The sequence below is a fragment of the Actinoplanes nipponensis genome, from assembly GCF_016862275.1.
Lineage (GTDB): Bacteria > Actinomycetota > Actinomycetes > Mycobacteriales > Micromonosporaceae > Actinoplanes > Actinoplanes nipponensis.
The window spans coordinates 19,486-45,157 of the sequence record NZ_BOMQ01000032.1 but is presented as its reverse complement, the minus strand read 5'-3'; the positions used below and the strand labels follow the sequence as shown (position 1 = coordinate 45,157).

Sequence of the window (25,672 nt, the reverse complement as noted above, 5' to 3'; positions counted from 1 at the left end):
CGGTCGCGCAGCCCCGGTCCTCGGCCTAGACCCAGGCCCCCGCCCGCATCACGCGCTTGACCGTCAGGTCCGGCGCCAGCACGACCAGGTCCGCCCGCAGCCCGGCCTCCAGCGCCCCGACCTCGTCGGTGAGCCCGAGGACCCGCGCGGGGGTGGTCGCGGCCATCGCCGCGGCCGTCGGCAGGTCCAGCCCCGCGCCCACCGCCTGCCGGAACGCCGCGTCCATGGTCAGCGTGCTGCCCGCGATCGAGCCGTCCCGGGCCAGCCGGGCCACCCGGTCGGCCACCGTCACCTCCTGGCCGCCCAGCTCGTACCGCCCGTCGGGCATCCCCGCCGCGTCCATCGCGTCGGTGATCAGCGCCGCCCGGTCCGGCCCGGCGGCGTGCGCCGCGAAGCGCAGCATCCCGTCGTGCAGGTGGATGCCGTCGGCCACCAGCTCGCAGACGACCGAGGGGGAGTCCAGCAGGGCGACGATCGGGCCCGGCTCCCGGTGGTGCGCGGGCCGCATGCCGTTGCACAGGTGGGTGCCGACGGTCGCGCCGGCCGCGACCCCGGCCCGGGCCTGCTCGTACGTCGCGTCGGTGTGCCCGAGCGCCGCAACGACCCCCCGGCTCACCAGGAACCGCACCGCGTCCAGCGCGCCGGGCAGCTCCGGGGCGATGGTGACCATGCGGACCGCGCCCGCTCCCAGCTCGACCAGGGCCGTGAGCTCCGCGAGCGACGGCTCGCGCAGGAACGCCGGGTTCTGCGCGCCGCAGCGGGCGTGCGACAGGTACGGCCCCTCGAAGTGCACCCCGGCGATCGTGCCGTCGGCGACCAGCGGCCGGTAGCCGGCCGTGGCGTCACGCATCAGCTCGTACGGGGAGCTGACCAGGCTGGCCAGCATCGTCGTGGTGCCGTGCCGCAGGTGGAAGGCGGCCGCCGCCCGGGCCGCCGCGGCGTCGCCCGTGGTGAACGTGTGCCCGCCGCCGCCGTGGCAGTGCAGGTCCACGAAGCCCGGGACGATGATGTCGTCGCCGGGGCGCCCCCGTTCCGTGACGTCCAGAATCGTCGGCCCGTCCACTTCGACGGTCCCGGGGACCACGGCCCCGGGCCGCACGACGCGGCCGCTGATCTCCGTCACGAGGGTGCCTCCAGGGTGTCGAGGGCCAGCAGGGCCGCGCCGAGGCAGCCCGCGGTGTCGCCGAGGGCCGCGCGCACGATCCGCGGCATCCGGTGGAACGTGATCCGGGCGTCCAGGGCGGTGCGCAGCGGCGCGAGCAGCGCCTCCCCGGATTCGGCGAGCCCGCCGCCGAGCACCACGATCCCGGCGTCGTACAGCGCCTGCGCGGTGAGCAGGCCGTCGGCGAACGCCTCGATCGCCTCGGTCCAGACGGTGCGGGCCAGCTCCTCGCCGGCCGCGGCGCGCGCGACCACGTCCGAGGCGGTGACCCCGGCGAGGCCGGACAGCTCCACGTACCGGCGGCCGACCGCGGACGCCGACGCCACCGATTCGAGGCAGCCGCGGGCCCCGCAGCCGCACGGCGGCCCGCCGGGCCGCACGATGACGTGGCCGACCTCGCCGGCCGCGCCGTGCGCGCCGGCGAACGCCTTGCCGTCCACCACGTGCGCGGCCGCGATGCCGGTGCCGATCGCGATGAACAGCACGTGCCGCTGGTCGCGGCCCGCGCCGAGGCGGGCCTCGGCCATGCCACCGACCCGGACGTCGTGGCCGAGCGCGGCGGGCAGCCCGAGGCGGTCCGCGACCAGGTCCCGCAGCGGTACGTCGCGGAAGCCGACGTTGCTGGACCAGACGGCCGTGCCGGTCGCCTCGTCGACGACACCGGGTACCGCGACGCCGGCCGCGACCGGGTTGAGCCCGTCCGCGCGGGCGCGGGCGGCCAGGCCGGCGGCGACGTCGAGGATGTTGGCGGTGACCGCCTCGGGGCCGCGCGCCGCCAGCGTGGGGTGCCGTTCGGCGTGGTGAACCGTGCCGTCGGGGCGGACCAGCGCGCATTTCATCCCGGTGCCGCCCACGTCGAGCGCCACCACGGCGTCGTCGCTCACCGCCGCACCCCGGGCCGCCGGGACGTGGTCACTTCAGGACGACCGAGCGGGTGAGGTTGCGCGGGTGGTCGGGGTCCAGGCCCTGGCTGGTGGCCAGCAGCACGGCCACCCGCTGGGCCACGACCAGGTCGGCCATCGGGTCGAGCGGGGCCCGCCCGGCGCCCCACCGGCCCAGCGCGGCGTAGCCGCCGTTGTAGCGGCTGTGCACGAACGACGCGCCGGTGGCCTCCACGTCGTCGGCCAGCCCGGGCGGGATCTCGCCGAAGGCCCAGACCACCCGGCCGGGCGCGGCGATGGAGATGGGCCCGTGCCGGTAGTCCATCGCCGGGTACGCCTCGGCCCACCACCCGGCCGCCTCGCGGCACTTGAGGGCGGCCTCCTCGGCGAGCCCGACGGTCCAGCCGCGGCCCAGGAAGGTGATCTGCTGGGCCAGCGCCGGGTGTACGGGCAGCGGGAGGCGCACGGCCACCTCGCCGTCGGCGACGATCGGCTCCAGGTCCGCGCCGAGGTGGGCCCGCAGCAGCGCCAGGGTGCTGGTGGCGAAGCGGGTCTGCACGACGGAGAGCTCGTCGGCGAAGTCGAGCACCACGGCGTGCTGGGCCAGCGCGGCGGCCGGCTCGGCGCCGTCGGCGGTGACGACCGTGGTCGGCGTCCGGCCGTCCAGGGCGTCCAGCAGCTGGATGACCTCGGTGGTGGTGCCGGACCGGGTGATCGCGACGACCCGGTCGTAGTGGCGGCCGAGCGGGAACTCGGAGGCCTGGAAGGCGTCGGTCTCGCCCAGGGCGGCCTGCTCACGCAGGGCGGCGTACGCCTTCGCCATGAACCAGGAGGTGCCGCACCCCACGACGGCCACCCGCTCGCCGCGGCCGGGTAGTCCCGGGGCGTCGGCGAGCTTCGCGGCCTGCAGCCAGCAGTCGGGCTGGCTGGCGATCTCCACCTTGACGTGACTCATGGCAGTTTTCCCTACAATCGCCTGCGCAGAAGCGCTCGGTTCACCGGTATTTCGAGCGTCATTCTGCGTGGAAGGTCTGCGCATCCGCAACCACCGGAGCGTGTTCGAGCAGGCACGCTCTTTGCTTCGTGAGGTTTCGCGCACTAATGTGCACACTCTTATCACGGTACGTGCAGCAGGGAGCTCGGGTGGACCGGTACGCGCGGTGGAATGCCCTGCTCGAGTTACTCGCCGAGAGTGGCCGGGTCAGTGTCGAGGACGCGGCCGGCCGGCTCGAGGTCTCGCAGGCGACCATCCGCCGCGACTTCGACCAGCTCGCGCAGCAACAGATGATCACCAGGACCCGCGGCGGGGCGGTGGCCAACGGCGTCTCGTACGACCTGCCGCTGCGCTACAAGAGCGCCAAGCACTCGGCGGAGAAGCAGCGCATCGGCGAGGCGGCGGCCAACCTGGTGGTGCCCGGCACCGTGGTCGGCCTCAACGGCGGCACCACGATGACCGAGGTGGCCCGCGCGCTGGCGGTGCGTCCCGACCTCAACACCAGCGGGGACGGCGCCCAGCTCACCGTCGTCACCAACGCGCTGAACATCGCCAACGAGCTGCTGGTCCGGTCCCGGATGAAGATCGTGGTGGCCGGCGGGGTGGTCCGCCCGCAGTCCTTCGAGCTGGTCGGCCCGCTCGGCGGGGCGCTGCTCAAGGAGGTCACCCTCGACATCGTGCTGCTCGGCGTGGACGCGCTCGACGTCGAGCTGGGCGCCGCCGCGCACCACGAGGGCGAGGCGGCGATGAACAGCCTGATGGTGGCCCGGGCCAAGCGGGTCGTGGTGATCGCCGACTCGTCCAAGCTGGGCGGGCACGCCTTCGCCCGGATCTGCCCGATCAGCAAGGTGGAGACGCTGGTCACCGACTCCGGCGCGACCGAGGAGGTGCTGGCCGGCTTCCGCGACGCCGGCGTCCAGGTGGTCTGCGCCTGACGCCCTACTGGCCGACCTCGCTGACCTCGGCGAACGGCTTGTTGATGTTCCAGGCCACGTGGATGACGAAGCTGTGGTTCACCTCGTTGAAGTAGACCGCGAGGTTGTCCGGGCTGTTCTGGACCGTCGCCACCGAGTAGCCGTCGCTGGGCGTCGCGGTGACCACCTTCACCACGTCCTCGGTCACCCGGATCACCGCCGAGCCGCCCTCGACCCGGAACGAGCGCACGTACGTCCTGGCGCCGTCGCCGTCGGTGGTCACCGTCCAGCCGTCCTCGGTCGTGGTGGTGCTCTCGGCGGCCGTGGTCGTCCGGGCGGGCGACGGCGCGGCCGACGTGCGGGTGGGCTCGGTGGTCCGCTTGGACGTCCGGGTCGTCGTGGCGCTGGGCTCCGGTTCCGGCTCCGGCTCCGCGGTGGGGGTCGTGCTGGGTGGCGGCGCCGGCGCGGGCGCGGCCTCCCCGGAGTCGCGCAGCTGGTCGACGGAGACCAGCGAGCTCTCGTCCGGCGTCGCGGTGCGCAGCACGGGCAGCATGGCCACCGAGGCCAGCGCCACGCTGGAGACGGTCGCGGCGCACCAGCCGAGCACGGGGGCCATCCGGGGAGATCGCACCGGACCATGATCCCACTTGGTTCTAGGGTGTGCCCATGGCGCTGATCCTGCTGGTCGAGGACGACCGGAACATCACGGCCGCCCTGACCCGGGCGTTGTCCGACGCCGGGCACGTGGTCCGGCCGGTCGGCCAGGCCGCCGAGGCCCTGCGGATCCTCACCGAGGAGCGCCCCGACCTGGTGATCCTCGATCTGGGCCTGCCGGACATCGACGGCACCGACGCGCTGCGGATGATGCGGTCGGTCTCCGAGGTGCCGGTCATCGTGGCCACCGCCCGGCGCTCCGAGGCCGACATCATCACGCTGCTGAGCGCCGGCGCGGACGACTATGTGACCAAGCCGTTCTCCAGCGGGCACATCCTGGCCCGGATCGCGGCGGTGCTGCGCCGCACCCGCGTGGCCGCCGAGACCACGCCGAACACCATCACGGTGGGTGAGCTGGTGATCAGCCCGCGGCAGCGCAAGGCGTCGCTGCACGGCGAGCCGCTGCAGCTGACCCGGCGCGAGTTCGACGTGCTGACGTACCTGGCCGAGCGGGTGGGGCAGGTGGTCAGCCGGCGCGAGCTGCTGACCGAGGTGTGGAACCAGTCGCGGATCGGTGAGGAGCAGACCATCGACGTGCACATCTCCTGGCTGCGCCGCAAGCTCGGCGAGACGGCCGCCGCGCCACGCTTCCTGCACACCGTGCGCGGGGTCGGAGTGATGATGGTCGACCCGCGGTGAGGTGGGAACTGAACCGGCTCGCGCTGGCCATCACCTCCATGGTGGCGCTGGCCTTCCTGGTGCCGCTGACCTTCGCGACCCGGCAGATCGCCCACGACCGGGCCATCGGCGACGCCCGCCAGCAGGCCGCGGCCATGGTCGCCGCGCTGGCCGTGGACGCCGACCCGAAGCTGCTGACCAGCGCGGTGGCCAGCACGGTGGCCGGCAGCGCCGGGCGGCTGGCGGTGCACCTGCCCGGCATCGCCCCGGTCGGCGCCACCCACGTGACCGGCGCGGACGTGGCCTCGGCGACCGCGTACCGGCGGCCGGTGACCGCCACCGCCGCCGGCGGCGTCGCCTACCTGCAACCCAGCGTGCTCAGCGACGGCCGGGCCGTGGTCATCGAGGTGTACGTGCCCGAAGCCGAGATGCGGCGCGGGGTGTGGCCGGCCTGGCTGGCGCTGGGCGGCCTGGCCGTGGCGCTGGTGGCCGGCTCGGTGCTGGTGGCCGACCGGCTCGGCAGCAAGCTGGTGCGGGCCACCCGGGAGCTGGCCGGCTCCAGCCGCCGGCTCGGCGCGGGCGAGCTCACCGCCCGGGTCACCCCGTCCGGGCCGCCCGAGCTGCGGGACGCCGCCATGGCCTTCAACGCGATGGCCGGTGACCTGCGCCGGCTGCTGGACGCCGAACGGGAACTGGCGGCCGACCTGTCGCACCGGCTGCGGACGCCGCTGACCGCGCTGCGGCTGGACGCGGAGACGATGCCGCCCGGCCTGATCGCGGACCGGATGCGCCAGGCCTGCGACATGCTCGACGAGGAACTCGAAGCGATCATCGCGGGGGCCCGGCTCGGCGTCGAGGCCCGCGGCGCGCAGCGTTCGGACCTGGTCGAGGTGCTGGCCGAGCGGCTGGCGTTCTGGTCCGCGCTGGCCGAGGACCAGGCGCGGCCGTGGCAGGTGGTGGGCGGCGATCATCCCGTACCGGTGCCGCTGCCCCGCAGCGAGCTGATCCTGGCCGTGGACGCCCTGCTCGGCAACGTCTTCGCGCACACTCCCGAGGGGGTGGCCTTCCGGGTCACGGTCTCCGACGAGGGCCTGCTCGTGGACGACGCCGGGCCGGGGATCAGCGATCCGGCCGCCGCGGTGCAACGGGGGGTCAGCGGGGCCGGCTCGTCGGGGCTCGGCCTGGACATCGTGCGCCGGGTCGCCGAGGCGGCCGGTGGGCGGCTGGTCATCGAGCGCGGCCCGCTCGGCGGCGCCCGGATCGCGATGCGGTTGCCCGTACCGGAGGGTGACCGGGTCGTGGCCGCCCCGCCGGGCCGGCGCCGCCGGGGCGCCGCTTCATGATTGTTTCCGGTTCCGTTAAGGCTTCTTTATGGAAAGCCCCGTTACGTTTCCCGCCGTCAGCACCGGACGACATGTGGGGAGACACGCGACGATGCGCAGGTCCATCGCCTATCCGCTGGTGGTAGCGGGAGCACTCGGCTCGACCCTGGTCGCGGCCTCGCCCGCCCTGGCGCACGGCTACGTCTCCGCCCCGCCCAGCCGGCAGGCGCTGTGCGCGTCCGGTGCGGTCGCCGACTGCGGCGCCATCCAGTTCGAGCCGCAGAGCGTCGAGGCCCCCAAGGGACAGCGGTCCTGCAACGGCGGCGTGGCCGGCTTCTCGGTGCTGGCCGACGAGAGCCGCAACTGGCCGGCCAAGGCGGTCGGCTCCAAGGTCACCTTCACCTGGGTGATGACGGCCCGGCACCGCACCAGCAACTGGGAATACTTCATCGGCGACAAGAAGGTGGCGACGGTCGACGGCGGCAACGCCCAGCCCGACGCGGTCGTCACGCACAACGTCGACCTGAGCGCGTTCCCGGGCCGGCAGAAGGTGCTGGCGGTCTGGAACATCGGCGACACCCCGATGGCGTTCTACAGCTGCATCGACCTGAACGTGGGCGGCAGCGGCGGCTCCGGCGGCACGACCCCGCCCACCGCTCCCACCACCGCTCCCACCACCGCACCGACCACCGCTCCGCCGACCGTCAAGCCGACCACGGCTCCGATCACCAAGGCGCCCGCGGTCCCCATCGCCCAGCCGGGCGCGGCCTGGGCGCCGGGCGTGGCGTACCGCACCGGCGACAAGGTGACCTACGCCGGCAAGACGTACCAGTGCCGCCAGTCGCACTCGTCGATCCGCAGCTGGGAGCCGTCGATCTACACCCTCGCCCTCTGGCTGCCGCTGTGAAGCACCGGTACGCGACGGTCCTGCTCGCGGGCGCCCTGCTGCTCGGCGGATGCGGCACGGCCAAACAGGCGCAGCCCGCCCAGGTGACGGCGGCCGAGGCGGTGGTGCAGGCCGAGGGCGCGCACAACGCCACCGACGTGATGTACCTGCAGATGATGGTGGCCCACCACCAGCAGGGCCTGGACATGGTCCGGCTGGCCGAGCGGAAGGCGACCCGCGCCGAGATCCGTACCCTGGCCCAGGCCATCGACGTGACCCAGGCCGACGAGGTCAAGCTGATGACCGGCTGGCTCCAGCAGTGGTCGGCGCCGGCCACAGTGGACCACGCCCCGAGCGCCCACGCCGACCACGGCGGCCTCCCGGCGACCGGGGACGAGGAGATCGCGGCCCTGAAGCAGGCCAAGGGCGCGGCGTTCGAGACGGCGTTCCTGAACTTGTTCGTCGCCCACCAGCACAATGCGGTGGAGATGGCTCAGCTGGAGACGACCAAGGGCAGCAACGCGGAGGCGAAGGCGTTCGCGGAGCGGGTGCGGGCGTCGCGGGCGGATCAGATCAAGCAGATGCTGCAGCTCATGAACAGCTGAGCGGCAACCAGACCAGCGGCGGTCCACCTGGCGGGGTGGGCCGCCGCTTCGCGTCTCAGAGGATCCCGTGCCGGGTGGCGAAGCCCGGGAACTCGCTACCGGTGCACGGCAGCCGGGCTCCTTCGCCGCGCAGGGCGTCGATGACATTTCCTGCTGCCACGGGAGTCAGCTTGCCCGATCGGCAAGCCTGCGCGAGAAGCCAGACGGTGCCGTGGACCTCAGCGCCGTACTGACGGGCCACCTTGGTGGCGTCCCGGTCATCGGTGATCGCGGTGCCGTTGCGCAACTCCGCGGCCGCGAACACGCTGGCTTCCCCCAGACCTCGCTCGACGGAGCCCAGCCGGTCGGTCCATTTGACGAAGCAGCGAAGATCGGCCAAGGCATCCAGGCTCGCCGTCCGCAGCCATTCGAGGTTGAGCACTTGTCCCAGCGACGGGTGCGTTGCCGTTCCGTCCGCGAGTTCACTCCGGACCACCGTCGTGGTCCAGCATTCGTGTTCGATGAACAGGTCGTGCAGGACGTCGAGCCGATCGGTGCGGGCGAAATGGGACAGGCACATCGTGTCGAAGAACAGTCGGTGCGTGACCGGCATGGCGGGGTTCGACGCGCTCATGGGGCGAGGTCGGCTTCCGCTTCAGGGGGCAGGTCACCTTCCTGGATCTGACCGTGCATCAGCTCCACCGCCCGGCGCCGGGTGATCCGGCCGGTTCGCCATGCCTGCATGACGGCGTGGGCGAAGGCCGGCGGCACCCGAACCGACTCCAGGTCGGGTTGCGGCGTCCAGCCCAGCGCCTCCAGGAACTCCGCCTTCGTGGGATTCGTCCGTGCCCATCGCTTCGGGACGTCGAGCCCTGCGGCCTCCGCCTGCTTGATCGTCAGGGACCACGAGGTCCGGTACGTGGCCGCGAGATGCAGGAGCTGATCACGAGAAACGGCTCCGCTCCGGTCGGCTCCGGGGAACGTGGCGATCGGCAGGAGCACCTCGGCGGCGAACGCATCGATGATCGCCTCCCGCTCCGCGCGTGAGGCATGGACGCCGATGTCACTCGAATACTCGTCACCGAGCACGAGGTGGCCGAGTTCGTGAGCGGCCGTGGCACGACGACGTCCCGGGTCGCCTTTGCTGCTGACCACGGCAGCGCCCAGATCGCCGTCGACGGCGGACGCTCCGTCGCCGCGCAGTTCGGTGACGAGCACGTACTGGCCGGCCTGCTGGCACAGGCGTACCAGGCTGTCCACCGGCTCGCTGCCGGCCCCCAGCTTGTCACGGAGCCAGCGGGCCGCTCGGCGCGCGTCGTCGGCGGAAGCGACGGGCGAGGGGTACGCCAGGATCCGGCCGGGCGTGAGCAGGCCCAGGCCGATGAGTTGCCGCAATTCGCGGATCCACCCCTCGAGGGCGACATCGAGCAGGTTCGATTCGCGGCCGGCTTCGCTGTCGGTGTCGTTGGTCAGCGCGACGGCGCGCCGCGAGAGGACGACCGGCTGAGCCTCTAGGAAGTGCGCCATCGGGACCCGCAGGGTGGCAGCCAGCCGGGCGAGCTCCAGGGCGTCCACCCGGCGGGCACCCGACTCGATCTTCGCGACCATGGTGCGATCGAGTCCGATGGCGTCGGCCAGCTCGCCCTGCGACATGCCCGCAGCCGTCCGCGCGGCCTGCACGCGATCGCCGACGTCGCTCCAGTCCTGCTGCCCCATGGTGCGATAATCGCACACCGAGGGCACCCTCAGGAGGTGATGTCCTTGCGGGTGAAGCGGTAGAACGCCAGCGCCCAGAACACCGTCGCGTAGCAGACCGCCGAGATCGCGCCCTTCACCACGTCATCCGTCTGCACCGGCGTCGACAGCAGGCCCAGCCACGCGTCGCTGTAGTGCGTCGGCAGGAAGTTGCGGATCGAGCCCAGCGCCGTGATCTGGTCGAGGATGCCGGAGAGGATCCAGAGCAGCACCGCCCCGCCCACCGCGCCCAGCGCCGCGTCCGTCAGCACCGACAGCAGGAAGGCCAGCCCGGCCACCACCAGCAGCACCACCGCCAGGTAGCCGAGGATCGCCAGCAGGCGCAGCACCCCCTCGCCGGCCGGGATCTCCGCCGCCACCGTGCTGCCCAGCGGGTGCCAGCCGTACCGCAGGGTGCCGATCAGCAGAGCCGTGCCGGCCAGGGTCAGCAGCGCCAGCAGCGAGTAGCCCAGGGCCACGATGAGCTTGACGCCGAGCAGCCGGGCCCGCGGCACCGGTACGGCCAGCAGGTACCGCAGGCTGCCCCAGCTCGCCTCGCTGGCCACCGTGTCGCCGCAGAACAGCGCGACCACCACGACCAGCAGGAAGCCGGCCGACACGAAGATGCTGAACAGGGCGAAGTTCAGCCCGCCCGAGGTGGCCAGGTCGACCAGGCTGGCGAACGCCCCGCCGCCGTTGTCGTCGTCGCCGTCCCCGCCGAACTCGAAGGCCAGCAGGATGATCACCGGCAGCAGGGCCATGAAGCCCAGGGCCAGCTGGGTCCGGCGGCGGGAGGCCTGCCGGCGTACCTCGGCCAGGATCGGCATCGTGGCCGTTGCCCGGTAGCCCGTCGCAGCCGCGCTCATCGGTCTCCACTTCCTCGCGAGTTGTCGCCCACCAGGGCCAGGAACGCGTCCTCCAGGCGCCGCCGGGGCACCACCCGGTCCACCCCGACGCCGGCGCGCACCAGCGAGGCGACCACCTCGGTACGCGGCGTGCCGTTCATGTCGACGATCAGCCCGGTGGCGCCCTCCGGGGTCACCGACCGCACGTTGAGCCCGGCCAGCACCTGCTCGGCCGCCGCCACGTCGGAGACGTCGAGCTGCACCGACGGGGACTCGCCGACGATGTCCTCGACCGGGCCGGCCGCCACGATCCGGCCCTTGTTCACCACCACCGCGTGCGTGCAGGTCTGCTCGACCTCGGCCAGCAGGTGGCTGGAGACCAGCACCGCCCGGCCGTCGGTGGCGTAGCGCTTCAGCACCCGGCGCATCTCGGCGATCTGCGGCGGGTCCAGCCCGTCGGTCGGCTCGTCCAGCACCAGCAGCTCGGGCAGGCCCAGCATGGCCTGGGCGATGGCCAGCCGCTGCCGCATGCCGTGGCTGTAGTTCTTCGTCCTGCGGTGCACCGAGTCGCCCAGCCCGGCGATCTCCAACGCCTCGTCGAAGCGGGCGTCCGCGGCCGGCCGGCCGGTCGCCTGCCAGTACGCGTGCAGGTTCTGCAGCCCGGTCAGGTGCGGCAGGAAGCCCGGCCCCTCGACCAGCGCGCCGACCCGCGACAGCACCGGCGAGCCGGGCTCGAGGCGGTGCCCGAAGACCAGCGCGTCGCCCTCGGTCGGCATGGTCAGGCCCATCAGCACCCGCAGCGTCGTCGTCTTACCGGCGCCGTTGGGGCCGAGCAGGCCGACGACCTGGCCGCGTTCGACGGTGAAGTCGACGCGCTCGACGGCGACGAAGCCGTCCCCGTACGCCTTGCGCAGGCCCCGGACGACGAGCGGGGTCTCGGCGTATTCGTCGACCGTCGGGGCGTCCTGGCGCCGCAGCCGGCGGCGCCGCACGATCAGCACCACCACGAGCCCGGCGACGATGAGCCCGAGCACCGCCAGCAGCACGTACCGCCAGACCACCTGGGGGTTCGCGATCGGCGTGCCCACCGCCGTGGGCAGGGTGACCGCCGGCTCGACCGCCACCGTGTAGGTGACCGGATCCGGCGGGGTCAGGAACGCCTGGTCCGAGGTCGCCACGGTGACCCGCACGAGGTGACCGGCGTCGATCCGCCGGACGATCGCCGGCAGCGTCACGGTGACCGGCCGGGCGGCGGCCACGTCGGTGGGCAGCCCGGTGAGCCGCACCGGGGCGATCAGGCCGCCGCTGAGCGTGGCGGTGCCGTTCGGGTCGACGTCGTAGAGCTTGACGAACAGCGTCGCCGAGCCGGTCGGCGAGGCCGCGCGCAGCCGTACGGTGGGCGCGCCGACCACCTCGATCGCGTCCGCGACCGGCGCCGAGTCGAACTGCGCGTGCTGGCCCGGCAGGTCGCCGGCGACGCTGCCGAGCAGCGAGCTGAGCTGGCCGCCCACGCCGGGCAGCGAGGAGAGCCCGCCCGGGTTGCCGTTCGGCGGGTTGGCGATCGGCTGCGCCGCGCCGCGCACCGTGACGTCCGCGCGGCCGGTCCCGGTCAGCCCCGGGTACGCCGGGTCGGAGTAGCCGTTGGTGACCAGCCCCCGGTCCAGCGCGCTGAACCCGGCCACCCGCGAGTAGGTGAAGCTGTTCTCCGGGGCCGCGCCGTCCCGGCTCACGTAGTGGTCGAGCCACTGGGCGGTGAGGAACTTGGTGCGGTCCTGGTCGGTCTGCGGGCCGGAGCCGCCGTCGTGGCCGCCGGTGAACCAGGCGACCCGGACCGGCGTGCCGGTCGCGGCGATGCCCTTGGCGTTGGCGTCGGCCTCCGACAGCGGGAACAGCGTGTCCACCGCGCCCTGGATGAGCAGCGTGGGGGCCTTGATCCGGTTCAGCACCGGGGCGGGGCTGGAGCGCTGCAGCAGCGCGGTGGTGGCGGCGTCCGGCGTGCCGGTGGTCGCCATCTTCAGGTACGCCGCGCAGACGTCGGCGGCGAACCGGCCGCAGGCGGGGTCCGTCCGGCCGCCGGGGGACTCCGCGCCGCTGCCGAAGAACAGTCCCGCCCAGTTCTTCTTGAAGACGCCGGGGGTGGTCACCTCCGCCGCCGACTGGGGGAAGAAGGCCCGGCCGAGGTCGTTCCAGGTGATCAGCGGGACGATCGCGTCGACGCGCGGGTCCTGGGCGGCCAGCAGCAGCGCGAGGGCGCCGCCGTACGAGCCGCCGACCACCCCGACCCGCGGGTCCCCGGCGGCGTCGGTCCGCACCCGGGGCTGGGCGGCGAGCCAGTCCAGCAGCCGCTGCGCGTCCCTGACCTCGTAGTCCGGGCTGTTCAGGTGGATCTCGCCGCCGCTGGCTCCGAAGCCGCGCGCGGTCCAGGTCAGGACGGCGTACCCGCGGTCGGCCAGCGACTCGGCGTCGTCGCGCACCGAGTTCTTGGTGCCGCCGAAGCCGTGGCCCAGCAGGACCGCCGGCACCTTGCCGCCGTCGGACGGCAGGTACAGCCGGGTGTCCAGAGCGACCGGCTCGGTGCCGGACGGGCCGGACAGCACGGTCAGGCGCTGGTCCGTCGCCGTCCAGGAGCGGCGTTCGGGCAGCGCGGCCCAGCCGACCAGGGCGGCGACCAGGACGAGGGCCACCGAACCGGCCACCACCCGCCGCCGCGTCACTCGGGGCAGGGCACGGCGGAGCCGGGTCGTGAGGGCAGACATGCGCCCACGCTAGCCGCGGGCCGCTGAGCGGGAGCTGTGAACGTCGCTAGCAGCCCTGCTTGTCGGTGTAGAAGAACTGCACGGCCGTGGCGGCGCCCGCGTCGATCGCCGCCACCTTGTCGGCCTTGATCCGGAACAGCAGGGCGTTGCCGCCGTCGACCGCGTACCAGGCGCTGGCGCCCAGCCAGTCGTCGAGCTGCTTGCCGTTCGGGTACAGGGCCTTCAGCCCGGCGTAGCCGGTGCCGACCTTGGCGCCCGCCGGGGTGGCGACCTCCGGGCTGGTCACGGTCACCCGCTGGAGCCGGCCGGCGGCGAAGGCCAGGGCGGGGGTGTGGTACTCACCGAGGCCCTTGGCGGTCGTGCAGGTGTCCTTGGTCGCGGTGACCTTGCCGATCAGGTCGGCCGACTTCAGCTCGCTCTGCGCCACGCCGGCCGTGTACGGCCCGATCCCGGCGGCGGTCAGCACGTCGGGGGAGATCTTCGGCTTGCCGGCCGGGCCCTGGGCGGCCCCGCCGCCCTTCTTGGGCGGCTTCGTCGGGGAGGTGCCCTCGGTCGGCGGGATCCCCGGCGCCGAGGCGCCCGGCGCGGCCGAGGCGCCGGGGCCGCCGAGCGCGCCGCCGGCGGACGGGCCCGCGGACACGCCGGCCGCCGGCGCGGCCGAGCCCTTGTCGTCGGAGTCGTCACCGCATGCGGCGACGCCGAGCAGGGTCAGCGCGGCAACGGCCAAAGTGGCGTGACGGAGCCTCATTGCGGTGGTGCCTCCCCGGGCGGCGAACGGCGGCTAGCGTGTCAACCTAGTCCCCTCGTCCAAACGGAGGCCTCCCCGGTGCCAGAAGACCTCACGCTGACCGTGACCCAGCGGACAGCGGCCCTCGACGCGCGCCGCGGCATCGTGCGCCTGCACCCCGAGGTGATGGCCGCGCTGGCCATCAACCCGGGCGACCCGCTGCGCCTGGCGGGCCGGCGGACCACCGCGGGCCTGGCCGCGCGGGCCGAAGCGACGGCGAGCCGGGCCCTGCTGTACGCCGACGACCTGATGATCGGCAACCTGGGGCTGCGCGACGGCGGCCAGGTGACCGTGACGCCCGTGCCGGTGGTGCAGGCCCGGCGGGTGACGCTGACCGGCCCGGCCGAGATCGTCGCGGTGGTGTCGCCCGAGATGCTGCGCCTGGCGCTGCTGGGCAAGGTGGTCACCGCGGGCGACAACGTCTCGCTGCTGCCGCAGGACGTGCTGCTGGACGCGGGGAACAGGTCGCTGGTCGAGGCCGCCCGGCGCAGCCTGGCCAACCGGGTCGGCTACGCCTGGACCAGCACCCTGCTCACGGTGGTCGCGGTGGAGGACGCCGATGCCGCGCTGGTCACCATGGACACGGTGGTCGGCTGGCAGGACGGGCAGTTCTCGACCGTACGGGACCAGCCGGCGCCGGCGGCCGCGGCGGCGCAGCGGCCCGCCTCCACCGACCCGGAGACGCCGCCGCCCAGCCTGGACGACCTGCCCGGGCTCAGGGCCCAGGCGCAGGAGTTGACCGAGCTGCTCGACCTCGGCTTCCACCACGGCGAGGTGCTGGGCCGGCTCGGCACCACGGTCTCGCTCGGCGTGCTGGTCACCGGCCCGGCCGGTTCGGGCAAGTCGGCGCTGGTGCGCGCGGTCGCGGCCAACGTCGGCGCGAGCGTGCTGGCGGTCTGGGGACCCGAGCTGGCGGCGCTGACCAACGACGCCGCGGCGACCCGGCTGCGGGGGCTGGCCCGCGACGTCCGTGCGGGCGCCCCGGCCGTGCTGCTGGTCGCCGACGTCGAGGCGCTCGCGCCGCGCGCCGAGCCGGGCCCGCTGGCCACGGTGTTCCGGCAGGTGCTGGACGAGCTGTTGCGCGCCGGCGGGGCGGTGGTGTGCACGACCAGCCGGCCCGAGTCGGTGGATCCGGGGCTGCGCTCGCCGGACCTGCTGGCGGTGCAGCTCGCGGTGCCGCTGCCGGACGCGGCGATGCGGCGCGAGCAGCTGCGGGTGCTGACCCGGGGCATGCCGCTGGCCGAGGACGTGCGGCTGGACGACGTGGCCGGGCGTACCCCCGGTTTCGTGGCGGCCGACCTGGGCGCGCTGGCCCGCGAGGCCGGGGTGCGGGCCGCGCTGCGGCAGAAGGACGCCGAGTCGCCGACGGTGACCATGGCCGACTTCGAGGCCGCCCTGGACGTGATCCGGCCGACCTCGATGGCCGAGTCGACCCTGGAGGTCGCCCAGGTGACGCTGGACGACGTCGGCGACATGGCCGAGGTGAAGCAGACCCTGACCGAGTCGGTGCTGTGGCCGCTGACCTATCCGGACACGTTCGCCCGGCTGGGGGTGCAGCCGCCGCGCGGGGTGCTGCTCTACGGCCCGCCCGGCTGCGGCAAGACCTACCTGGTCAAGGCGATCGCCGGCACCGGCAAGGCCAACGTGCTGTCGGTCAAGGGCGCCGAGCTGCTGAACAAGTGGGTGGGCGAGAGCGAGCGGGCGGTCCGCGAGCTGTTCCGGCGGGCCCGCGAGGCGGCGCCCACCCTGGTCTTCCTGGACGAGGTGGACGCGCTGGCGCCGACCCGCGGCCAGTCCACCGACGGCGGTACGACCGACCGGGTGGTCGCCGCGCTGCTGACCGAGCTGGACGGCGTGGAGTCGCTGCGCAACGTGGTGGTGATCGGCGCGACCAACCGGCCCGACCTGATCGACCCGGCGCTGCTGCGGCCGGGCCGGCTGGAGCGGCTGGTCTTCGTGCCGCCGCCGGACGCCGAGGCCCGCGCGGCCATCCTGCGCGCCTCGGCGAAGTCGGTGCCGCTGGACAGCGCGGTCGACCTGACCGAGCTGGGCGCGGAACTGGAGGGCTTCTCGGCCGCCGACTGTGCCGCGCTGATCCGTGAGGCGGCGCTGTCGGCGATGCGGGAGTCGCTGGACGCCTCCACCGTGACCGCCGAGCACGTGGCGACCGCCCGCCGGCGGGTGCGGGCCTCGCTCGATCCGGTGCAGGTGGCGTGGCTGGAGGCCTACGCCACCACGCACGCGCCGGGCTAGCTGCGCCGGCGGGTGCGGGCCCGGGTCGAGCGCAGCCGGCGCAGCCGGCCGATCAGGACCGGGTCGTGGGCCAGCGCGGCCGGGTTGTCCAGCAGGGCGTTGAGGAGCTGGTAGTAGCGCGTCGAGGAGAGGCCGAAGGCGTCGCGGACGGCCTGTTCCTTGGCGCCGGCGTGCTTCCACCACTTGCTCTCGAACGCGAGGATCTGCACCTCGCGCTCGGTGAGAGCGGGTGGCTCGGCCGGCGTCTCCTCGCGGGGCGCCGGCACGGACTGCTGGTTGAGAGAGGCGTCGGGCTGCATGGCGCTCCTGGGCGGTGGGAGAGCACGCACAGATGTACGAAGGGGATCGTCAGCATAGTGGCAGCCGCCGATCCCCGCCGTCCATGTGCGCCGGTGCAGCCGAAACTACCTTAAGTGATGTCCCGACTACACATAGTCCACATGGCTGCCCCCACAACGAGGAGGGTGACCACGGCCAGCACGCCGCCGGCCATCGGCCAGGTCAGGGTGATCGTGGTCGCCGCGCAGCCCTGGGTGCTGGAGTAGTCGCACGACTCCCAGTCGGTGGCCACCGCCGACTTGTCCAGCCAGGCCTGCACCCAGACCGGCGCCAGGTACGCCTCCACGTACGGCGCCTTGGCCATCGAGAGCACGTTGGCCAGCCCGAACTGCAACACGATGATCGCGCCGATGGCCGCGCCCAGCGCGGTCGCCGTGTGCCGGCCCAGCGAGGCCAGCCCGAAGCCGATCGCGCCCGCCACCAGCACGAGCACCAGCCCGCGCAGCTCCATGAGCACGACCGACTGCCACGCCCCGGCGGTCATCCCGGCCAGCGTGCCGCGCAGCTGCGCGGTGAGCGCGAACAGGGCGGTCCACAGCGCGGAGACCACCACGGTGAACGCGGCCAGGCCGGCCAGCAGCGCGGCCAGCTTGGTGCCGAGCACCTCCAGCCGCCGCGGCCGCCACAGCAGCAGGTTCATCATCCCGCCGCTGCTCCACTCGGCGCCCACACAGGTCGCCCCGATCACGTACGCCATCACCGCCAGCAGCGCCGCCAGCGTGGTCACCAGGAAGCCGAACTCCGCCCGGAAATCGAAGGCCGGCGGCAGGTTCCACCCGGCGCGGAAGTCCGCCCGCGCCGGCTGGTAGATCTGGTCGCACGGCGGGTAGTCCCGGGCCGCCGCGGTGCCCTGCGCCGCCCGGCAGTTGGCGGTCTCCCGCGCTGCTTGCCGCAACGCGATCTCGTACCCCTGGTCGGCCTCGACCTGCGCCCGGGCGAGCAGGGCGGGCGACGGCTGGTGGTGGCTGAGGAACATGCCGGTCACGATGGCGGCCAGCACCAGCAGCGTGCCGAGCGCGAAGAGCCGGATGAACCGGCGCTTGGCCAGCCGTCGGGTCTCCGCCCGGAAGAGGCTCACTGACCCCACCCGCCGTGGACCGCCGGCGTCGCGGTGGACTGGTCCACCTGGCGGTGCTCGCCCTCGACCGGCGTGGTGCCGGTGAGTTCGAGGAAGACGCTCTCCAGGTCGACCGCGACCGGGGCCAGCTCGCTGACGTAGATGCCGCGGGCGGCGAGCGTACGGGTGATCGCGCCGGGCTGGGCGATGCCGCCGACCACGAGGTGGTCCGGCTCGACCGAGACCCGGGCGCCGATCTCGCGCAGGGCGCCCGCCGAGCTGGTCAGGTCGGCGACCGACTCGACGCGGACCCGGACCGCGGAGGTGGCGTGCCGGGCCAGCACGTCGGCGACGGTGCCGGCGGCGACCCGCCGCCCGGCCGAGATGATCGTGACGGAGTCGCAGATCAGCTGGATCTCGCCGAGGATGTGGCTGGAGAGCAGCACCGTCATGCCCGACCCGGCCAGGGTGCGCATCAGCGTGCGCATCTCCCGGATGCCGCCGGGGTCCAGGCCGTTCGCCGGCTCGTCCAGGATCAGCAGCCGCGGGTTCTTGAGCAGCGCGGACCCGACCGCCAGCCGCTGCTTCAGGCCCAGCGAGTACGTCTTGACCCTCTCGCCGGCCCGGTCGCGCAACCCGACCAGCTCGAGCACCTCGGCGACCCGGGACTGCGGCACGCCGCCCGCGTCGGCCAGCAGCGAGAGGGTGTCGCGGGCGGAGAAGTTGCCGAAGAACTGCGGGCTCTCCACGATCGCGCCGACCTGGCCGGCCACCTCGGGCAGCGCCTGCGGCACCGCCCGGCCGAGCAGGCTCATCCGGCCGCCGTCGGCCTTGATCAGGCCGAGCAGCGTGCGCAGGGTGGTGGTCTTGCCGCTGCCGTTGGGGCCGAGGAAGCCGTGCACCTGCCCGGCCTCGACGGCCATGTCGAAGCCGTCGAGGGCCCGGCGGACCCCGCGCCGGCTCCGGTACGTCTTGCGTAACCCCTGGATCTCGAGGACGGCGCTCACGCCGTCACCCTGTGCGCGAGCTGAAGCTCACACCTCGGGATCGTCGGCAGCGCTTTCGGCGGTCACCCCGTAAGGTGAGGGTCACAACTGAATACCTCATCCAGAGGGGCTGAGGGAACGGCCCGATGACGCCCCGGCAACCACCACACATGTCTCGATGGCGAGGCCCACCGTGTGGCAGGTGCTAATTCCGTCCCCGCGAGCGTCCACCGACGCCGGGGAAAGATGAGAAGGAGCCTCATTGTGACGTCCACCGTCGACGCCCCCCGCCAGTCCACCAGCCCCGCCCGGGCCCTCGTCTGCCGTGGTTGCGGCGCCGAGTTCCCGCTGGCCGCGCAGCACGCGTGTTACGAGTGTTTCGGCCCCCTCGAGGTCGCCTACGACGCCGCCGCGCTGGCCGCGGTCACCCGCGAGCAGATCGAGGCCGGCCCGCAGAACATCTGGCGCTACGCCGCCCTGCTGCCCACCGGCCAGGACCCGGCCACCCGCGTCACCCTCGATCCGGGCCTGACCCCGCTGGTCGCCGCCGGGGCGCTGGCCGCCGAGGTCGGCCTGCGGGCGCCGCTGTGGGTCAAGGACGACTCGGCCAACCCGACCCACTCGTTCAAGGACCGGGTCGTGTCGGTGGCCCTGACCGCCGCCCGGGAGCTGGGCTTCACCCGCTTCGCCTGCGCCTCGACCGGCAACCTGGCCAACTCCGTGGCCGCGCACGCCGCCCGGGCCGGGGTGCCCTCGATCGTGTTCATCCCCGGCGACCTCGAGCAGGGCAAGGTCATCACCACCGCGGTGTACGGCGGCGACCTGGTGGCCATCGACGGCTCCTACGACGACGTGAACCGGCTCTGCGGTGAACTGGTCGAGACCGACGAGTTCGAGGACACCGCCTTCGTCAACGTCAACGTCCGGCCGTTCTACGCCGAGGGTTCGAAGACGCTGGGTTACGAGGTGGCCGAGCAGCTCGGCTGGCGGATCCCGGCCCAGGTGGTCGTGCCGATGGCCAGCGGCGAGCTGCTCACCAAGATCGACAAGGCGTTCGCCGAGCTGGTGGAGATCGGGCTGGTGGAGGCCCCCGAGGGCGGCTGGACCGTCTTCGGCGCCCAGTCGGCCGGCTGCAACCCCATCGCCACCGCGCTGCACAACGGCACCGACCAGATCATCCCGGTGAAGCCGACCGGCATCGCCAAGTCGCTCAACATCGGCGACCCGGCGGCCGGCGCGTACGCCATCGAGGCCGTGAGCCGCACCGGCGGCTGGATGGACTACGCCGACGACGACGAGATCCGCGACGCCATCCAGCTGCTCGCCCGCACCACCGGCGTCTTCGCCGAGACCGCGGGCGGCGTCACCGTGGCGGTGCTGAAGAAGCTGGTGGCCAGCGGCAAGCTCGACCCGGAGAAGGAGACCGTCGTCTACAACACCGGCGAGGGTCTCAAGACACTGGACGCCGTGGCCGGCCAGGTCGGGCCCACCCACCGGATCAAGCCGTCGCTGCGCGGGGCCCGGGACGCCGGCCTGCTGGGGTGACGCAGCGTAATCGGCAGTCTGCCTAACGTCGAGAATTCCTTCCCGTGAGGACTTGCGCCGGGATCGCGGGGTCGGCAGGATGCTCTACGCGGGAGGACGCGACGCCGTACGTGGCCCCACCTTCGAGCTTGGCGACAATCTCCTAGGGGCCCAACGACCCAGTGCCGGAGGCGCTGTGCGCGCGTCCTCCCGACCAAATTCCCTCGCGGTGTGACGCCCCGCGGCCCAGGCTGTCGGGATGCTGCGGATAGTCCCCCTCACCGATGAACGCGCCGCCCATGCGATCGACCGGACCGTCGCCGAGCTGGACGCGCCCGACATCCCGTTCGACACGCTCGAGGGCTATCGCGCCCGGCTGCGGTATCCGTGGCCGAGCCAGGAGCTGGAGCAGTACCTGGCCGTCCGGGACGGGGCGCCGGTCGGTCACCTGGAGCTGGGGCTGCCTCAGCTCGACAATCGGGACAACGTCAACATGCTGCTCTGCGTGCTTCCGGCGGAGCGACGGGCCGGGGCCGGGCGGGCGATGCTGACCTTCGCGATCGAGCGGGCCCGGGCGCTCGGCCGGCGGCACCTCATCGGGGCCTCCGCCGGCGGCCCGGCCTCCTCCCCGTCCGGGCCTTCCGGCGGTGGCGGCCCGGCCGGGCCCGGCGGCCCTGTCTCCGACGGTGCGGCCTTCGCGGCGGCTGTGGGCGCGGTGCCCGGCCTGGTGGAGCTGCGTAGCCGCCTGGACGTCACCGCCGCCGCGCCCGCCGACGTTCCGCCTCCGCCCGGCTACCGGATCGTGCGCTGGACCGGGACACCGCCGGGCGAGTACCTGGACGACGTCGGCTACCTGGACAGCCGGCTGAACCTGGACGCCCCCGTCGGCGACCTGGCCTGGGAGCCCACCCGGGTCGATGCCGCCCGGGTCCGCGCCACCGAGGAGATGCTGCGCGCCCGCGGCTGCGTCACCTTCCACACCGGCGCCGTGGACGAGGCCGGCGGGCGGCTCGTCGCCTGGACCGTGATCTCGGGCCGGGCCGGGCACGCCCGGCACGCCTGGCAGGGCATCACGATGGTCGACCCCGCGCACCGCGGGCGCCGCCTGGGCCTGACCATCAAGATCCAGAACCTGGCGTACGCCCGCGCCGGCCGTCCCGGGCTGCGCGAGATCGACACCTTCAACGCCGCGCAGAACGACCACATGCTCCGGATCAACCGGGAGGTGGGCTTCCGGCCGGTGGATCGGTGGATCCAGTGGCAGCTGACCGACTGAACCGGCGCAGGGCCGGCCGCAGCGGCGCCTCCCGGTAGCCGCCGTGGGCCAGGCCCGCGTGCCGCTCGAAGGCGTTGCGGGTGCCGTAGCTGCCGGTCATCGCCCACGAGTAGCCGCACGACACCCAGTAGGCCGGCCAGAACAGCGGGCCCAGCACCGCGTACTGCCCCGCGTGCCGGCTCTCGTGGGTCAGCAGCTCGGCCCGGCTCTCGTGCAGCAGCCAGTCGGCCGTGCGCCGGGTGATGATCACCGATCCGATGGTGAAGCAGGTCGCGGGGGGCGCCTTGAGGCGGTACCCCTCGGCGATGAGGATCCCGCCGGGGCCGCGGCGCACCCTGGTGCGGGTCAGCACGGCGATGCCGAGGCCGACCAGCGTCGTGCCGTTGACGGCGGTGAGCAGGGTGCGGGCCACGGGCCAGCGGCGGGCGGCGGGCATCGCTCAGGCCCGCCGGCGCATCTGGAGCTCCAGCAGGCCCGGTATCACGGGGTGCGGCACGCGGACCCCGGTGTCGGAGAACCCGAGCCGCTCGTACGCCCGCACCGCACGGTCGTTGCCGACCACGACCTCCAGCATCAGCTCGTCGCGCCCCATCGCCACCGACCAGCCGGCCACCGCCTCGACCAGCTCACGCAACACGCCCCGGCCGCGCCGGGCGGGTGTGATGTAGACCGCGAAGACGATCGTCGTGCGCGGGTCCTCGGGCAGCACCGTGCCCCCCGCGTGGCCGATCAGCGGGCCGCCGGGATCGGCCACGAACTGGGCGAGCTGGCCGCCGGCCGAGGCCTGCACGATCCGCCGCCGGTAGTCCGCGTGCGGCCGGGCCGCCGCCTGGGCCAGCGTCTCCAGGAAGGCGAGGGGGCTGTCGGCCAGCATCTCCAGTCGCAGCGCGCGCATCCGGCCGGTGTCCTCGGCGGTGACCCGGCGCACGGTCATGGTGGGCGCGACGGTGCTGGTCATGCTGCCCTGCCTACCGCGTCGCCCAGGTCGGGGCAAGCCGGACGCCGAATTACGACCTTGCGGGCGTCCCGCCCGGCGCCCCGGGTGGCGGTCGTTCTGCTTGCACTCGCCCCAGCAGAGTGCTAAACAAGTGATTGGCACTCGCGCCACGTGAGTGCCAGCAGGTCGGGACGGTGGGGTCACGGCTGCGGCGCCGCCATCGGCGCCGGGGCACGGGACCGGTCGTCGCGGGCTATCCGGCTCGGCCTGAGGACGTCACATCGCCAGGTGGTGACGTCCGCATGGTTCTCAACGTGCGGAAAGCGGGCCGGACCGGCCCGGCGCCGCGAATGTCCAGGAGGACAAAGCCGTATGGCCAAGATCATCGCATTTGACGAGGAAGCTCGTCGCGGCCTCGAGAGTGGCATGAACCAGCTCGCCGACGCCGTCAAGGTGACGCTCGGCCCCAAGGGCCGCAACGTCGTGCTCGAGAAGAAGTGGGGCGCTCCCACCATCACCAACGATGGTGTGTCGATCGCCAAGGAGATCGAGCTCGAGGGCACCTTCGAGAAGATCGGCGCCGAGCTGGTCAAGGAGGTCGCCAAGAAGACCGACGACGTCGCCGGTGACGGTACGACCACGGCGACCGTCCTCGCCCAGGCCCTGGTCCGTGAGGGCCTGCGCAACGTCGCGGCCGGCGCGAACCCGATGGCCCTCAAGCGGGGCATCGAGGCCGCCGTCTCCGCCGTCTCCGACGAGCTGAGCAAGCTCGCCAAGGACGTGGAGACCAAGGAGCAGATCGCCTCCACCGCCTCCATCTCCGCCGGTGACTCCACGGTCGGCGAGATCATCGCCGAGGCCATGGACAAGGTCGGCAAGGAAGGCGTCATCACCGTCGAGGAGAGCAACACCTTCGGGCTCGAGCTGGAGCTCACCGAGGGCATGCGCTTCGACAAGGGCTACATCTCGGCGTACTTCATGACCGACGCCGAGCGCATGGAGGCCGTCTTCGACGACCCCTACATCCTCATCGCGAACAGCAAGATCTCCGCGGTCAAGGACCTGCTCCCCGTCCTCGAGAAGGTCATGCAGGGCGGCAAGCCGCTCATCATCATCGCCGAGGACGTCGAGGGCGAGGCCCTGGCCACCCTGGTCGTGAACAAGGTCCGTGGCACCTTCAAGTCCGTCGCCGTCAAGGCCCCGGGCTTCGGTGACCGCCGCAAGGCCATGCTCGACGACATCGCCATCCTCACCGGCGGCACGGTCATCAGCGAGGAGGTCGGCCTCAAGCTCGACCAGGCCGACCTGAGCCTGCTGGGCCAGGCCCGCAAGGTGGTCATCACCAAGGACGAGACGACCATCGTCGACGGTGCCGGCAACGCCGAGCAGATCCAGGGCCGGGTCAACCAGATCCGGGCCGAGATCGAGAAGTCGGACTCCGACTACGACCGTGAGAAGCTGCAGGAGCGCCTGGCCAAGCTGGCCGGCGGCGTCGCGGTCATCAAGGTCGGCGCGGCCACCGAGGTCGAGCTCAAGGAGCGCAAGCACCGCATCGAGGACGCCGTGCGCAACGCGAAGGCGGCCGTCGAGGAGGGCATCGTCCCCGGTGGTGGCGTCGCGCTCGTGCAGGCCGGCAAGACCGCGTTCGACAAGCTCGACCTGGTGGGCGACGAGGCCACCGGTGCGAACATCGTCAAGGTCGCGCTCGACGCCCCGCTGCGCCAGATCGCCGTCAACGCCGGCCTCGAGGGTGGCGTCGTGGCGGAGAAGGTGCGCAACCTGGAGCTGGGTCACGGCCTGAACGCCGCGACCGGCGAGTACGTCGACCTGCTGGCCGCGGGCATCATCGACCCGGCCAAGGTCACCCGCTCGGCGCTGCAGAACGCCGCGTCGATCGCCGCCCTGTTCCTCACGACCGAGGCGGTCGTGGCGGACAAGCCCGAGAAGAACCCGGCCCCGGCCGGCGCCCCGGGTGGCGGAGACATGGACTTCTGAGTCCAGTCACCTGATCGGAGAAAGGCGGGTCGCCTCCGGGCGGCCCGCCTTTCCCGTGCCCGGGGTCAGAGCTGCTTGCGGTACAGCAGGAAGACCCGCTCGACCCGGGCCCCGACGGCCTTGGCGTAGAACGGCAGCGGCCCGACCCAGCCGATCTGCACCCGGTCGTGACCGGCGGCCCGCTGGTCAACCAGGCACCGGCGCAGCAGCAGGGCGCCGACACCGGACCCGCGGGCGGCCGGGGCGGTGCCCATCGGGCCGAACCAGGACGGCCGCGACGACCCGTACGCGGCGAAGCCCACGATCGTGCCGTCCGCGGCCAGCGCCAGGTGGCACCCGGCCCGGTCCCGCCCGACGGAGTGGGTGATCTCCCCGCCCCAGCCCTCGCCGAAGTTGGCCAGCGAGAACCGGACCAGCGCCGGCACGTCCGCGGCCACCGCCCGGCGGATCGTCAGGCCCGTCCCGGCCAGCCTCGTCTCGTCCCCGGCGAGCGCTTCCGGGGTCGCCCCGGTCGCCGGCCGGGTCACGTCCACGGTCATGTTCCAGGCCGGCTGGTCCTGCTCGAAGCCGAACGCCATGGCGGCGCAGATCGCCGGGGTGTAGCGCACGTCGATGCCGGGCCAGGCGTAGTACGGGGCATTGCCGGCGATGACCACGTCGCCGGCGCCGAGCCCGGCCAGCGCGCCCTCGATCCGGGACACCAGGGCCCGCGCCACGCCCCGGCGCCGTTCCCGCGGGTCCACGGCGAGCAGGTCGATGTGGCCGATCGAGCGGTCCCGGTGCGACACCGAGCCCAGCACCACGCCGATCACCCGCCCGCCGGTCACCGGGACCGGCTCGCCGGCGGACTCCGCCCCGGTCCCGGCCCCGGCCGAGCTCAGGGCGAGGAAGCCGGCGATCCGCCGCGGCGTGGCCGACCAGCCGTCGGTGCCGGTGGTCTCGCGCAGTCGCAGCACGATCTCCGCGGCCTCGGCGGCGTCCTCGGGCAGGTCCAGGGCGGTCCGGCAGAGGGCCACCACGGCGGGCACGTCGTCGTCGGTCAGTTCGGAGATCCAGAACTCGCTGTCCACAACCGCCGAACCTACCCAACGATCGCCGCCCGCCCGGG

At 73.5% G+C, this 25,672-nt stretch carries 24 protein-coding genes and 1 riboswitch; of the genes, 9 read left to right on the top strand and 15 right to left on the bottom strand.

Translation table 11 applies throughout. The annotated features are described in order from the left end of the window. Positions 1 to 25 precede the first annotated feature (25 nt). From nagA to Ani05nite_RS14340, 3 genes are read right to left on the bottom strand one after another with little or no spacing between them, the layout of a single operon-like run. On the bottom strand, positions 26 to 1,123 hold the full coding sequence (nagA, locus tag Ani05nite_RS14350; RefSeq protein WP_203768638.1) for an N-acetylglucosamine-6-phosphate deacetylase: 1,098 nt from the start codon (positions 1,121 to 1,123) through the stop codon (positions 26 to 28). Then, the gene (locus Ani05nite_RS14345) at positions 1,120 to 2,046 is read right to left on the bottom strand and encodes an ROK family protein (protein ID WP_203768637.1); all 927 of its coding nucleotides are present in this window, start codon (positions 2,044 to 2,046) and stop codon (positions 1,120 to 1,122) included. The genes nagA and Ani05nite_RS14345 overlap by 4 nt, the downstream gene beginning before the upstream one ends. Positions 2,047 to 2,074: 28 nt before the next feature. Continuing rightward, a complete protein-coding gene (locus Ani05nite_RS14340; RefSeq protein WP_203768636.1) occupies positions 2,075 to 2,998 on the bottom strand; it encodes an SIS domain-containing protein in 924 nt (307 codons plus the stop codon). Positions 2,999 to 3,186: 188 nt separating this feature from the next. On the opposite strand from Ani05nite_RS14340, the gene Ani05nite_RS14335 reads away from it, so the two are divergent. Next, on the top strand, positions 3,187 to 3,972 hold the full coding sequence (locus Ani05nite_RS14335) for a DeoR/GlpR family DNA-binding transcription regulator (protein WP_203768635.1): 786 nt from the start codon (positions 3,187 to 3,189) through the stop codon (positions 3,970 to 3,972). Positions 3,973 to 3,976: 4 nt separating this feature from the next. On the opposite strand, the gene Ani05nite_RS14330 is transcribed toward Ani05nite_RS14335, so the two are convergent. Further along, positions 3,977 to 4,567: a DNA mismatch repair protein MutL gene (locus Ani05nite_RS14330; protein WP_377880741.1), complete on the bottom strand. Its 591-nt coding sequence runs from the start codon at positions 4,565 to 4,567 to the stop codon at positions 3,977 to 3,979. A 50-nt stretch (positions 4,568 to 4,617) separates the two neighbouring features. Between Ani05nite_RS14330 and Ani05nite_RS14325 the strand changes: the two genes are divergently transcribed. The 4 genes from Ani05nite_RS14325 to Ani05nite_RS14310 all read left to right on the top strand — a co-directional run bounded on the left by Ani05nite_RS14325 (position 4,618) and on the right by Ani05nite_RS14310 (position 8,096). Next, positions 4,618 to 5,304, top strand: a complete 687-nt coding sequence (locus tag Ani05nite_RS14325) for a response regulator transcription factor (protein WP_203768633.1) — start codon at positions 4,618 to 4,620, stop codon at positions 5,302 to 5,304. Continuing rightward, a complete protein-coding gene (locus Ani05nite_RS14320) occupies positions 5,301 to 6,626 on the top strand; it encodes a sensor histidine kinase (protein ID WP_203768631.1) in 1,326 nt (441 codons plus the stop codon). Before Ani05nite_RS14325 ends, Ani05nite_RS14320 begins: the two co-directional genes overlap by 4 nt. A gap of 91 nt (positions 6,627 to 6,717) precedes the next feature. Further along, positions 6,718 to 7,512, top strand: coding sequence for a lytic polysaccharide monooxygenase (locus Ani05nite_RS14315; protein WP_203768629.1), 795 nt, complete (start codon positions 6,718 to 6,720; stop codon positions 7,510 to 7,512). Further along, complete coding sequence (locus Ani05nite_RS14310) at positions 7,509 to 8,096, top strand: DUF305 domain-containing protein (protein WP_377880586.1); 588 nt, start codon at positions 7,509 to 7,511, stop codon at positions 8,094 to 8,096. The genes Ani05nite_RS14315 and Ani05nite_RS14310 overlap by 4 nt, the downstream gene beginning before the upstream one ends. A gap of 55 nt (positions 8,097 to 8,151) precedes the next feature. Here the strand turns inward: Ani05nite_RS14310 and Ani05nite_RS14305 are convergent, their stop codons facing one another. Genes Ani05nite_RS14305 through Ani05nite_RS14285 form a run of 5 tightly spaced genes read right to left on the bottom strand, consistent with a single transcriptional unit; the run spans position 8,152 to position 14,158 of the window. Then, positions 8,152 to 8,709, bottom strand: coding sequence for a PIN domain-containing protein (locus Ani05nite_RS14305; protein WP_203768627.1), 558 nt, complete (start codon positions 8,707 to 8,709; stop codon positions 8,152 to 8,154). Continuing rightward, the gene (locus Ani05nite_RS14300) at positions 8,706 to 9,791 is read right to left on the bottom strand and encodes a helix-turn-helix domain-containing protein (RefSeq protein WP_239129908.1); all 1,086 of its coding nucleotides are present in this window, start codon (positions 9,789 to 9,791) and stop codon (positions 8,706 to 8,708) included. The genes Ani05nite_RS14305 and Ani05nite_RS14300 overlap by 4 nt, the downstream gene beginning before the upstream one ends. Before the next feature lie 29 nt (positions 9,792 to 9,820). After that, positions 9,821 to 10,675, bottom strand: a complete 855-nt coding sequence (locus tag Ani05nite_RS14295; RefSeq protein WP_203768623.1) for an ABC transporter permease — start codon at positions 10,673 to 10,675, stop codon at positions 9,821 to 9,823. Further along, positions 10,672 to 13,410 carry an alpha/beta fold hydrolase gene (locus Ani05nite_RS14290; protein WP_203768621.1) on the bottom strand — a complete coding sequence of 913 codons (2,739 nt, stop codon included), beginning with the start codon at positions 13,408 to 13,410 and terminating at the stop codon, positions 10,672 to 10,674. The genes Ani05nite_RS14295 and Ani05nite_RS14290 overlap by 4 nt, the downstream gene beginning before the upstream one ends. 46 nt (positions 13,411 to 13,456) lie before the next feature. After that, positions 13,457 to 14,158 (bottom strand): hypothetical protein, encoded by a 702-nt coding sequence (locus tag Ani05nite_RS14285; protein WP_203768618.1) that lies wholly within the window; start codon positions 14,156 to 14,158, stop codon positions 13,457 to 13,459. 78 nt (positions 14,159 to 14,236) lie between these two features. Between Ani05nite_RS14285 and Ani05nite_RS14280 the strand changes: the two genes are divergently transcribed. Further along, positions 14,237 to 16,450 (top strand): AAA family ATPase, encoded by a 2,214-nt coding sequence (locus tag Ani05nite_RS14280; RefSeq protein WP_203768617.1) that lies wholly within the window; start codon positions 14,237 to 14,239, stop codon positions 16,448 to 16,450. On the opposite strand, the gene Ani05nite_RS14275 is transcribed toward Ani05nite_RS14280, so the two are convergent. The 3 genes from Ani05nite_RS14275 to Ani05nite_RS14265 are packed head-to-tail and all read right to left on the bottom strand — an operon-like array spanning position 16,447 to position 18,853. Beyond that, positions 16,447 to 16,821, bottom strand: a complete 375-nt coding sequence (locus Ani05nite_RS14275; RefSeq protein WP_239129930.1) for a DUF3263 domain-containing protein — start codon at positions 16,819 to 16,821, stop codon at positions 16,447 to 16,449. The genes Ani05nite_RS14280 and Ani05nite_RS14275 overlap by 4 nt on opposite strands. A gap of 38 nt (positions 16,822 to 16,859) precedes the next feature. Further along, positions 16,860 to 17,867 carry an ABC transporter permease subunit gene (locus Ani05nite_RS14270; protein ID WP_203768615.1) on the bottom strand — a complete coding sequence of 336 codons (1,008 nt, stop codon included), beginning with the start codon at positions 17,865 to 17,867 and terminating at the stop codon, positions 16,860 to 16,862. Then, positions 17,864 to 18,853: an ATP-binding cassette domain-containing protein gene (locus Ani05nite_RS14265; protein ID WP_203768614.1), complete on the bottom strand. Its 990-nt coding sequence runs from the start codon at positions 18,851 to 18,853 to the stop codon at positions 17,864 to 17,866. The genes Ani05nite_RS14270 and Ani05nite_RS14265 overlap by 4 nt, the downstream gene beginning before the upstream one ends. A gap of 93 nt (positions 18,854 to 18,946) precedes the next feature. Continuing rightward, positions 18,947 to 19,085: riboswitch (SAM riboswitch) on the top strand. An 11-nt stretch (positions 19,086 to 19,096) separates the two neighbouring features. Between Ani05nite_RS14265 and thrC the strand changes: the two genes are divergently transcribed. Both thrC and Ani05nite_RS14255 read left to right on the top strand, forming a co-directional pair. After that, a complete protein-coding gene (thrC, locus tag Ani05nite_RS14260) occupies positions 19,097 to 20,377 on the top strand; it encodes a threonine synthase (protein WP_203768613.1) in 1,281 nt (426 codons plus the stop codon). A 238-nt stretch (positions 20,378 to 20,615) separates the two neighbouring features. Continuing rightward, positions 20,616 to 21,632, top strand: coding sequence for a GNAT family N-acetyltransferase (locus Ani05nite_RS14255; protein ID WP_203768611.1), 1,017 nt, complete (start codon positions 20,616 to 20,618; stop codon positions 21,630 to 21,632). On the opposite strand, the gene Ani05nite_RS14250 is transcribed toward Ani05nite_RS14255, so the two are convergent. Further along, the gene (locus Ani05nite_RS14250; protein ID WP_203768609.1) at positions 21,571 to 22,068 is read right to left on the bottom strand and encodes a hypothetical protein; all 498 of its coding nucleotides are present in this window, start codon (positions 22,066 to 22,068) and stop codon (positions 21,571 to 21,573) included. The genes Ani05nite_RS14255 and Ani05nite_RS14250 overlap by 62 nt on opposite strands. Before the next feature lie 3 nt (positions 22,069 to 22,071). Continuing rightward, positions 22,072 to 22,590, bottom strand: a complete 519-nt coding sequence (locus tag Ani05nite_RS14245; protein ID WP_203768607.1) for a GNAT family N-acetyltransferase — start codon at positions 22,588 to 22,590, stop codon at positions 22,072 to 22,074. A gap of 351 nt (positions 22,591 to 22,941) precedes the next feature. Between Ani05nite_RS14245 and groL the strand changes: the two genes are divergently transcribed. After that, complete coding sequence (gene groL / locus Ani05nite_RS14240) at positions 22,942 to 24,564, top strand: chaperonin GroEL (RefSeq protein WP_203768605.1); 1,623 nt, start codon at positions 22,942 to 22,944, stop codon at positions 24,562 to 24,564. 65 nt (positions 24,565 to 24,629) lie between these two features. Here the strand turns inward: groL and Ani05nite_RS14235 are convergent, their stop codons facing one another. After that, positions 24,630 to 25,634, bottom strand: coding sequence for a GNAT family N-acetyltransferase (locus tag Ani05nite_RS14235; RefSeq protein WP_203768604.1), 1,005 nt, complete (start codon positions 25,632 to 25,634; stop codon positions 24,630 to 24,632). Between the last annotated feature and the right edge of the window lie 38 nt (positions 25,635 to 25,672).